This is a genomic window from uncultured Nisaea sp., assembly GCF_963974195.1.
GTDB lineage: Bacteria > Pseudomonadota > Alphaproteobacteria > Thalassobaculales > Thalassobaculaceae > Nisaea.
The window spans coordinates 1-8,755 of the sequence record NZ_CAXBDC010000144.1 but is presented as its reverse complement, the minus strand read 5'-3'; the positions used below and the strand labels follow the sequence as shown (position 1 = coordinate 8,755).

The following is an 8,755-nucleotide window of genomic DNA, read 5'->3' as shown; positions in this document are numbered from 1 at the left end:
CCGACCGTCGGGCCGTCGCCGTTGACGAGATTGAACACACCGGCGGGGAAGCCTGCCTGCTCCATGAACTCGGCAAAGAGCAGGGAAGACATCGGGGCGATTTCGGACGGCTTCAGCACCACGGTGCAGCCAACGCCGACTGCCGGGATGACCTTCAGGGTCACCTGGTTCATCGGCCAGTTCCACGGCGTGATCAGACCGCAGACGCCGATCGGCTCATGCATGATGTATTCGGTCTGGAACTTCTCGCTCAGCGGATGCTCGAAGGTGAATTCCTTCAGCGCCCGGATGAAGGCCTTGATATGGCCGAGACCGGCTGCTGCCTGCTGGCTGCTGGCGATGTTCTTCGGCGCGCCCATTTCGTTGGAGATGGCGGTTGCCATTTCCTCGATGCGCTCCTGATAGATCTCGGCCAGCTTTTCGACATATCCGACGCGCACGTCGTGGGGCGTGGTGCTCCAGGTCGTGAAGGCGCTCTTCGCGGCGGCGACGGCTTTATTCACGTCGGCTTCGCTGCCAAGGGAAATTGTCGCGAAAGGGGTTTCGTTGGCCGGATTGATGACCTCGAAGTCATTGGTGCTGGCCGGTGCTACCCATTTTCCGTCGATAAAGAAATCGGTCTTGCGTTCCATTTGATCCTCCCGCGGCATTTAGTCGATCCGCGCGCTCGCTCAGTGAATGTTGGCCCGTCTCAGGACTGGACGGCTGTAAAGCCGCATTTGGGTAGTGGGAAGGGCCGGTACAAGGAGCCTCTCCAGAAGAAGGCATGGTTCCCATTAGCTCATGAAATTGTTCGGTGCAACATGCGCAAATTGCACCAGACCAATTGAACCATTCTGGACTGCCCCGCGTAATTTCGCCGGAAGAATCATATTGTTGCGCTGCAAAATATCGGTCTAGTCTTATCGACCAATCGTTTGGAGCTTCTGTTCTCCGAACATTTCGCTGTTGCGAGACGGGGGCCGCGTCCTGCGGGTTCGTTCGCAAAGCTCAGCCGATATGGCGCCCCCGGGGATGGGCGTTATTGAAAATGAAGCGGCGGGCAGGCGGTTTATGAAACAAGGAGGCTGACTATGAATTTCATGAAGATTGCGGCGATCGGCGCAGTTACCGCGATGGCATTTGCCGGAAGTGTGGAAGCGAAGACCTACAAGGTTGCGGTGGACGGCACTTTCGCGCCCCACGCCATGCCGAAGCTTTCCGGCGGTGTCGAGGGATTCAACATCGATTTTGCCAACGAGCTCGGCAAGCGTCTTGGCGCTGAGATGGATATCACAGCGGCGCAATGGTCCGGGCTTCTGCCGGGCATGCAGGCCGGAACCTATGACTTTCTGGTTGCCCCGACCACGCTGACTGAAGAGCGCACGAAGAGCATGCTGTTCAGCGAGGGTTATCTCAATACCGACTTCCAGTTTCTGGTGAAGAAGGGGGCTCCGGCGGTTACGGATCTCGCGGGCTTCAAGGGCAAGGTCATCGCGGTGAATAAAGGGTCCGCTTATGATCAGTGGGCACGGGGGTTGGAGAGTGAGGTTGGCTGGAAGGTCGAATCGTACGGCACGCAAACCGATGCCGTTCAGGCGGTTATTTCCGGACGCGCTTTCGCTAACGTCGCGGGCAACACGGGAGTTGCCTGGGCGGTGAAGAAAAATCCGATGATCGAGCTCTCCTACCTGCATTCGACAGGCAAGGTGTTCTCGGTGCCTTTCCGCAAGGATAGTGCGGAATTGCGCAACAAGGTGGATGCCGCCATCGAGTGCATGAAGCTGGATGGCACCATGGCGAAGCTGAGCGAGAAATGGTTCGGTGTGACGCCGGCTCCGGGGTCCGCGGCGATTACGGTTCAGCCGGGATATGGCGAGCCTGGATTCGAAGGCTACGATCCGACGGAACATACCCCGTCCTGTAGCTGATTGGCCTGTCGCTGATCGATCCATATCGGGAAGGGCGGCGGGCGGTCACAGAGCCCGCCGCCTTCCTTCTTGCAGCGCTAGAGAAAGATACCCCAGCCATGACAGCGATCCTTGAGGCGCGCGGTCTCTGGAAGTCATTTGGCGATTTCGATGCCCTGAAAGGCGTTGATTTCACCCTGAATACCGGCGAACTCGTCTTCGTCATCGGTCCGTCCGGATCCGGTAAAAGCACGATGCTTCGATGTTTCAACCGGCTGGAAGAGCCAACCGACGGTTCCGTCATGTTCGATGGCGTGGACCTGATGGACCGCTCCGTCGATATCAATCTGATGCGGCGGCGCCTCGGCATGGTGTTCCAGCAATTCAACCTCTATCCGCATCTGACGGCGCGGGACAATGTCACGCTGGCCCTGCGCAAGGTGCTTGGAAAACCCCGGGCGGAAGCGAACGCGATAGCCGAAGCCATGCTGGAGCGGGTTGGACTGGGCGATAAGGCCGATTCCCATCCGGGAGCATTGTCGGGCGGCCAGCAACAGCGTGTGGCGATCGCCCGGGCTCTGGCGCTGGAGCCGTCCGTCATGCTGTTTGACGAGCCGACAAGCGCGCTCGACCCGGAGCTGGTCGGCAGTGTGCTGCAGGTCATGCAGCAGCTGCGCGAAGCCGGGATGACGATGGTCGTTGTCAGCCACGAGATGCGGTTTGCCCGCGCGGCGGCCGACCGGGTGATCTTCATGGCCGACGGGCAAATTCTGGAAGAGGGCACGCCGGACAAGATTTTCAGCGCTCCCGAACACGCCCGGACCCGTGAATTCATGCAAGAGATCGGTCAATGAGTGCAGCACCGGAGGCAGGCACCTGGGCCCATTTCATTGAAACCTTTTTCCGCCCGGACCTGATCGACCAATATGCCGGTGCCATCGGCAAAGGCGTCATCGTGACCTGCGAGATCGCGGTTCTTGTCGTCATCTGCGGGCTTGCACTGGGCATGCTGCTGGCGATTGTGCGGTCTTACCGGATTACCGCTCTGTCCCTGACCATCGTGGGGTTGGTCGATCTGCTGAGATCGATGCCACCTTTGGTCATTATCCTGCTGCTCTATTTCGGGCTGCCGACCGTGGGCCTGACGCTCTCCGGGTTTTTTGTGCTGTGGCTGGTTTTGAGCCTGGTGCTTGCGGCTTTCGCGGAGGAAATTTTCTGGGCCGGTATTCTCTCTGTCCGCAAGGGGCAATGGGAAGCGGCGCGGTCCACCGGGCTCGGGTTTAACCAATGCCTGATCTATGTGGTTGTGCCCCAGGCCATCCGCATGACGGTCGCCCCGCTGACCAACCGGACCATCGCCATCACCAAGAACACGGCGCTCGGCACCGTGATCGGGGTCGGCGAGATTCTGAACGAGGCCTCGACGGCGCAATCCTTCTCCGGCAGCGCAACGCCGCTGATGATGGGGGCCATCGCCTATATTTTGCTTTTCATTCCGGTTGTCCTTGTCGGCCGATGGATAGAGACACGGTTCCAGTGGAGGCGTGCCTGACATGGAAATGCTGATCTACAATTTCTTCAATTTAGAGATCATGGCGGAAGCCTATCCGCTGCTGCTGCGTGGCGCGGGACAGACGCTTTTGCTCTGCCTGGCGGTGATCCCTCTTGGTTTGCTTGGCGGCCTGCTCGTCGCCCTTGCTGCCCGCACCCGGAGACGGGTTCTGCGCTATGCGGTCATTGCGTTCATCGATCTGTTTCGCGCGGTTCCGCCACTTGTGCTGCTGATCTTCGTCTATGCGGGATTACCGTTTGCAGGCCTGGATATCTCTCCTTTCGCGGCGGTGTGCATCGCCTTCCTGCTGAACAACTCGGCTTATTTCGCGGAGATCTTCCGGGCTGGCATCGAGAGTATTGGTGCCGGACAAACGGAGGCGGCGCGATCCACGGGGCTCGGCCCGCTGCAGACCATGGCATATGTGGTGCTGCCGCAGGCCACGCGGAATGTGCTCCCGGATCTGCTCAGCAACAGTATTGAAGTCGTGAAGATGACCTCAATCGCCAGTGTCGTTTCGTTTCAGGAGCTTCTGTATTCGGCCGATATGGCGCGGTCCCTGACCTATAATTCATCGCCACTCGTCATGGCGGCGGTGATGTATCTGGCGCTTCTCTGGCCTGTGGTCCGTATTCTTAGCCGGATGGAGCACCGGGTCGGTCAATAGGTTCCGACGCATCTGGAAGTCCGGGTTATCGGGCTTCCAGGCCTGCCCTTTGAAGGCAATGTTTCATATGGAAGAAGTCCACCGGCCTGCGGAACGGGTGCACGGAGAGGAACCAGCGCGTAATATCTTCGGGTTGGGGCACGATGTCACCGAACCAGTTTTCGCGCGCCGCAGTGATGAAAATATCCGTCTCACGCTCTGCCGCGCCCGGATTTCCAAGTTGAGCGAAAGCCATTGCCGCCCACGCTTGTGGATAGAATGCGGCTTCATTCGCCTTGGCTGCAGCCCAGATAGTGCCGGAGTAATCCCGGCAAACGAAACGGCAGGCGGCTTCGACGGACCAGTGCAGAGATTGATAGGACAAACTGGCATCCTTAAATTTCTCAAGTCGCCGTATAGCCTCTTCGGTTTCTCCACAATAGGCGAGGCCCAGGGCTGAGGACACAGCGACACCGATATCGTTTTCGTTCAAGGTTTCAGCGATACCGAAACAGAGGATAGCCCGTTCATATTCACCGACGGTGATATAAGCCCAGCCGGAGGCCTGATAACTTTTGGCATCTCTTGGTCCCAGATCTACCGAGCGTTTGGCATGGTCGAGTGCCAGCGTTGAAAGCTCGCTCTCTTGCTCGTACCCGGGGCAAACGAAACGCTTCAGGCTGGAATAGAAGGACAGGCTGGAGTGGGCCGGGGCAAAATCAGGCTGATCCTGCAGGGCGGACGTAAAAATTTCCCCGGCTTCCGACCAGCTTGTCGGTGTCCAGAGATGCATTAATCTGCGGCCTTGCATCCAGCGGTCATAGACGGGGGACGATTCCGTGGTTTCGTCTGACCTGGATATGGCGCGGGCTGTCGCCGAGTGAATATTGAGCGCGACAGCCAGCTTCTGGACAAGCTGCTTCAGCGTCTTTGGCCAAGTCTCCAGGCTTGCCTGATTCTCCTCGCTCCAGAGTATGGCGTCTGTTGCCATGTCGCGAACGGAGAGAGCGACATGAAGAACAGCTTCTTTCTGGAAAGCTTCACCGGAGACTGCGTATGTCGGTACGGTTGGGATTACTGCTCTTTGATGGTCCTGGCTCCGCTCGCCGTCGAGCACTTGCCATTCACGGAATTTCAGCAGGCTCGACATGAACTGGTGCCGGAAAGCCCGCGCCATGAACTTTTGAGCGTCCGGAACACCAGTATCGGAGAATGTGTTGATGATCAGGCGGGGGGTGCCGAAGGGGGATGATTTGTCTGTCGTTGCGCCGGACGTGTCGGGAGTTTCTCCATTGGTTTCCGCTCCGGACTTGATCAGGGCAACGAGCCTCTTCGTTTCGTCCGAAGGCTCCATGTCGAAGTCACTCTCAAGCAGCGACCAAAGACGGTTGTAGCGCTTGAGGGCCGAGCCGATATCGCCCGCGCGAACATGCTGCAGCATCAGCTCGCGGCATGCCCCTTCATGTGTCGGGTCGAGATTGGAAAGAGCGAGCGCGGCATTTCTTGCGACTTGTGTCGCATCTGGCCCGGCCCGGCCCGGGCGCTGGCCAAGGCGATCTTCAAGATCGGCAACGAGCCGGTCGTGCATGATTTGACGCTGTGATAGGACCCATGAGTGAAATGCCTCATCAAGATCCTCGAACCCGAGCAGGAGAGAGGAGGATATGTCCGAGCGTTGAAGAAGAATCGGATTGATCGGTGCATCGGCGTCGCATTCGAGAACGGTCCACAAGTCCGTTTCAAAGGCCTCTATGTTCAGACGCACTTCATTTCTTGTGACCTCGATGCCGAACACACCCGTAGCTTCGAAATACTGGTTCAGTCTGCGGAGGGCCTGGCGCAGGGATGCGCGCGCGAGATCTTCGGTGCCGCCGCTCCAGAGTAATCCGGCGATGCTTTCGCGACTCGCGCTCCGGGTCGGCTGCAACAAGAGGTAGGCGAGAATCGCCTGCGCCTTCCGGCTGGGCAATGCGGCTGACCCGTTTGGCGCCTCGATCAGAAAGCCGCCAAGCAAGCTGACATAAAGCGTGTCTCTACCCGGAAGCGCTTTCGGGTGAGCCGGTGCACCGCTTAGTGATGTGGGATCTTCCGTCAGATGATAGGGAGCGTCGGCCATGGTTCCCAATAAACAGTCATCTTATTAACTATATAGTACTGATCGCGGGTCTCGCCAGCCGACGAACGACAAGAAAGTGAGATTCATTCCTGTGTAATTGGAATTGGTCCTCGATTGTGGCGGCTGATGGTGGAAATTCTGATCCATTAAGCACTTTTCTGCGCATTTTCATTCATGATGGGGAGGGGGGCGTAAGAAGATTGCAATGAATGGCTCATCAAGCTGTCACCTTGGCGCTTTAGCATCCGTCTTTTGTGAATGGCGGGTGTGGATATGGACGGAATATCGGGGAGGAACTGGATCCGGCGTGAGCTTGAGAAGCGCAGGCCGGTCGTTTCATATTGTAACCCCGATGATTCCCTGACCCGGCAATTGCTGATCCGGTGCGTTGAACTGCTGAGTGGCCAGCCGCGCCTGCAACGGATGTATGACGATTATTGCAGGCGAAACCGTGACACTGACAATTTCTGGCATTCGGCCGTCGATTATCTGAAGCTGTCAGTGAATTTCGAACAGGCGAGGCTGAACGCGATTCCTGCCGAAGGGCCGCTCATCGTTGTCGCCAACCATCCGTTCGGGGTTCTTGACGGTATTGCGGTCGGGCATATCACGTCGCTCGTTCGAAAGGACTTCAAACTCCTGGCGCATGCTGCTCTCGGGCGCGCCGAACCGTTGCGGCCCTATCTGATCCCGATCGAATTCGACGGCGCTTCCAGTGCCGTGCGCAGTAATGTGGAATCAAAGCGTAAAGCTCTGGCCCATCTGCATGACGGGGGAGCGTTGGTAATCTTTCCTGCGGGACGTGTGTCGACATCGGAGAAGCTGTTTGGCCGGGCGACGGATGCGCCCTGGAAGCTTTTTGCCGGCAAGCTCATCGCGCAAACGGACGCAACGGTCGTTCCAATCTTCTTCGAAGGGCAGAACCGCTTCCTGTTCCATCTGGTCAGCCGGTTCAGTGAAGCCCTTCGCGAAGCCCTGCTGATGAGCGAGGTTGCCCGCCGGATCGGTGATGACGTCCAGGCGCATATAGGCACACCTGTCCGGTCTTCCGAGCTTTCCTTTGGAAACGATCGACAAGAACTACTCGATCATCTGCGCGACATGGTCTACGGGCTCGATCCGATGAGCCGGCAGGTTGTCGCCGCTAGTTAGGCAGCGCCCCAGGTTGGGCTCAAATGCGGTCGCCGCAGTATGACATTGGCTGGATTAGCCAAGCATAAACTCCTGATACACGGCATTTGCGAGCGAGTCACAATGCTTGGCGTCGGGCTAACCCTACGATCTGCAAAGACAGCCGTATAAATGGATCGGCAGATTAAACGGAAAGAACTATGAGAGATTATATGATATACAACCAAATAGAGAATTTTTAAGTTTACTGTAAAGTTGGGGCGTGAAAATGGTTTCGCATCCGGGCGTTAGTCAAAATCAAATACCCCTTGAGGATCTGAATGGTGACGGTGTTTATACCGTGGATTTTCAGTTTCTAACGCCGTTTACCGGACGCAATCTTGAGAGCGTTTTGGACGCACTCGATACTTGGGAAAGCGTGACGAACGTCGATTTTTCCCAATATGCGGCTGACCCGGAAAATGTCATTACATTTGATATTGGTGCTCTTTCCGGAGGGTATTGGGGTTTTGCATATACGGGCGGCGATATCGTTTTTTCATCGTCTGCATTATACACTATTTCAGATCGTAATTTGGATGTGTTGGCGCTCCATGAGATTGGGCATTCGCTTGGTCTTGCTCATCAAAACAGCAACAGCGTCATGATCTCTGCCATCCCAAACGCGGCAGACGCCCCCACCTATAATGATCTGGCTGTTACGGACTTCCTCTTTGGAGATGCCTTGCCCGCTACGGAACCATCTTTGCAGTCGGGCGGCGAGGGCGCGCAAACAATTTTCGGAAATGCTGGCGCCGACCTGATTTACGGGAACCAGGGGCAAGACGTGCTGTCTGCGCGGGCCGGTGACGATATTCTCTTTGGAGGGCAGGACGAGGATATACTCTCAGGCGATTCCGGAAGCGACGTTCTTTATGGAAATAAAGGCGCTGATTTTGTCGATGGCGGTTCTGAAAACGATAAACTCTACGGCGGGCAGGGCGACGACACGCTTTCAGGCGGGCCTGGAGATGATGTTCTTTATGGGAACAGAGGTAACGACTTTCTTGTTGGAGACTTGGGAAACGACCAATTATATGGTGGTCAGGGAGCAGACCATTTCGTCGTAGGAAATGGCGCGGACTCGATTTTCGGTTTCGATCAGGCGGAAGGCGATAATCTCTCCGATTTATCCGGAATTCTCGCCAGCGTTGAGGGCGGAGCCCTCATTACCTATGCGGATCAATCGACAGTCCTGCTTGTCGGTGTGGACGCCGAAACGCTCAATTGGGGTATTGTCTGAAGCCGCTGAAGAGCGGGCTGATGCATTCTTCGCTGTAAGAGCCAGCCTCGATTGAGGCTGGCTTTTCTATGGATGCGGAACTTTAGGCCGAGCGGTAAAGCTTGGTCATGGAGAATTCCCGGTGGCCGAGGGCTTCCGC

General features: G+C 56.9%; 8 protein-coding genes. 6 read left to right on the top strand and 2 right to left on the bottom strand.

The window, feature by feature from the left end; genetic code table 11:
• Positions 1-632 (bottom strand): aldehyde dehydrogenase family protein (locus AAC126_RS20635; RefSeq protein ID WP_339857095.1); only part of this gene is annotated, 632 nt, incomplete at its 3' end.
• A gap of 441 nt (positions 633-1,073) precedes the next feature.
• On the opposite strand from AAC126_RS20635, the gene AAC126_RS20630 reads away from it, so the two are divergent.
• The 4 genes from AAC126_RS20630 to AAC126_RS20615 all read left to right on the top strand — a co-directional run bounded on the left by AAC126_RS20630 (position 1,074) and on the right by AAC126_RS20615 (position 4,108).
• Entirely contained in the window at positions 1,074-1,910 is an 837-nt protein-coding gene (locus AAC126_RS20630; protein ID WP_339857093.1) for a transporter substrate-binding domain-containing protein, read from the top strand.
• A gap of 98 nt (positions 1,911-2,008) precedes the next feature.
• Positions 2,009-2,743: an amino acid ABC transporter ATP-binding protein gene (locus AAC126_RS20625; protein WP_339857092.1), complete on the top strand. Its 735-nt coding sequence runs from the start codon at positions 2,009-2,011 to the stop codon at positions 2,741-2,743.
• Positions 2,740-3,441 (top strand): amino acid ABC transporter permease, encoded by a 702-nt coding sequence (locus AAC126_RS20620; protein WP_339857091.1) that lies wholly within the window; start codon positions 2,740-2,742, stop codon positions 3,439-3,441. Before AAC126_RS20625 ends, AAC126_RS20620 begins: the two co-directional genes overlap by 4 nt.
• Before the next feature lies 1 nt (position 3,442).
• The gene (locus AAC126_RS20615) at positions 3,443-4,108 is read left to right on the top strand and encodes an amino acid ABC transporter permease (protein WP_339857089.1); all 666 of its coding nucleotides are present in this window, start codon (positions 3,443-3,445) and stop codon (positions 4,106-4,108) included.
• Positions 4,109-4,133: 25 nt separating this feature from the next.
• On the opposite strand, the gene AAC126_RS20610 is transcribed toward AAC126_RS20615, so the two are convergent.
• Complete coding sequence (locus AAC126_RS20610) at positions 4,134-6,203, bottom strand: BTAD domain-containing putative transcriptional regulator (protein WP_339857088.1); 2,070 nt, start codon at positions 6,201-6,203, stop codon at positions 4,134-4,136.
• Positions 6,204-6,476: 273 nt separating this feature from the next.
• Here AAC126_RS20610 and AAC126_RS20605 point away from each other — a divergent pair, with 273 nt between their 5' ends.
• Both AAC126_RS20605 and AAC126_RS20600 read left to right on the top strand, forming a co-directional pair.
• On the top strand, positions 6,477-7,355 hold the full coding sequence (locus AAC126_RS20605) for a lysophospholipid acyltransferase family protein (RefSeq protein WP_339857087.1): 879 nt from the start codon (positions 6,477-6,479) through the stop codon (positions 7,353-7,355).
• A gap of 247 nt (positions 7,356-7,602) precedes the next feature.
• Entirely contained in the window at positions 7,603-8,616 is a 1,014-nt protein-coding gene (locus AAC126_RS20600) for a matrixin family metalloprotease (protein ID WP_339857085.1), read from the top strand.
• Positions 8,617-8,755: the final 139 nt, after the last annotated feature.

Excerpts from the sequence above, each read along its gene's own strand:
- AAC126_RS20630 (WP_339857093.1), top strand. The coding sequence starts at position 1,074 with ATGAATTTCATGAAGATTGCGGCGATCGGCGCAGTTACCGCGATGGCA.
- AAC126_RS20625 (WP_339857092.1), top strand. The coding sequence starts at position 2,009 with ATGACAGCGATCCTTGAGGCGCGCGGTCTCTGGAAGTCATTTGGCGAT.
- AAC126_RS20620 (WP_339857091.1), top strand. The coding sequence starts at position 2,740 with ATGAGTGCAGCACCGGAGGCAGGCACCTGGGCCCATTTCATTGAAACC.
- AAC126_RS20615 (WP_339857089.1), top strand. The coding sequence starts at position 3,443 with ATGGAAATGCTGATCTACAATTTCTTCAATTTAGAGATCATGGCGGAA.
- AAC126_RS20610 (WP_339857088.1), bottom strand. The coding sequence starts at position 6,203 with ATGGCCGACGCTCCCTATCATCTGACGGAAGATCCCACATCACTAAGC.
- AAC126_RS20605 (WP_339857087.1), top strand. The coding sequence starts at position 6,477 with ATGGACGGAATATCGGGGAGGAACTGGATCCGGCGTGAGCTTGAGAAG.
- AAC126_RS20600 (WP_339857085.1), top strand. The coding sequence starts at position 7,603 with ATGGTTTCGCATCCGGGCGTTAGTCAAAATCAAATACCCCTTGAGGAT.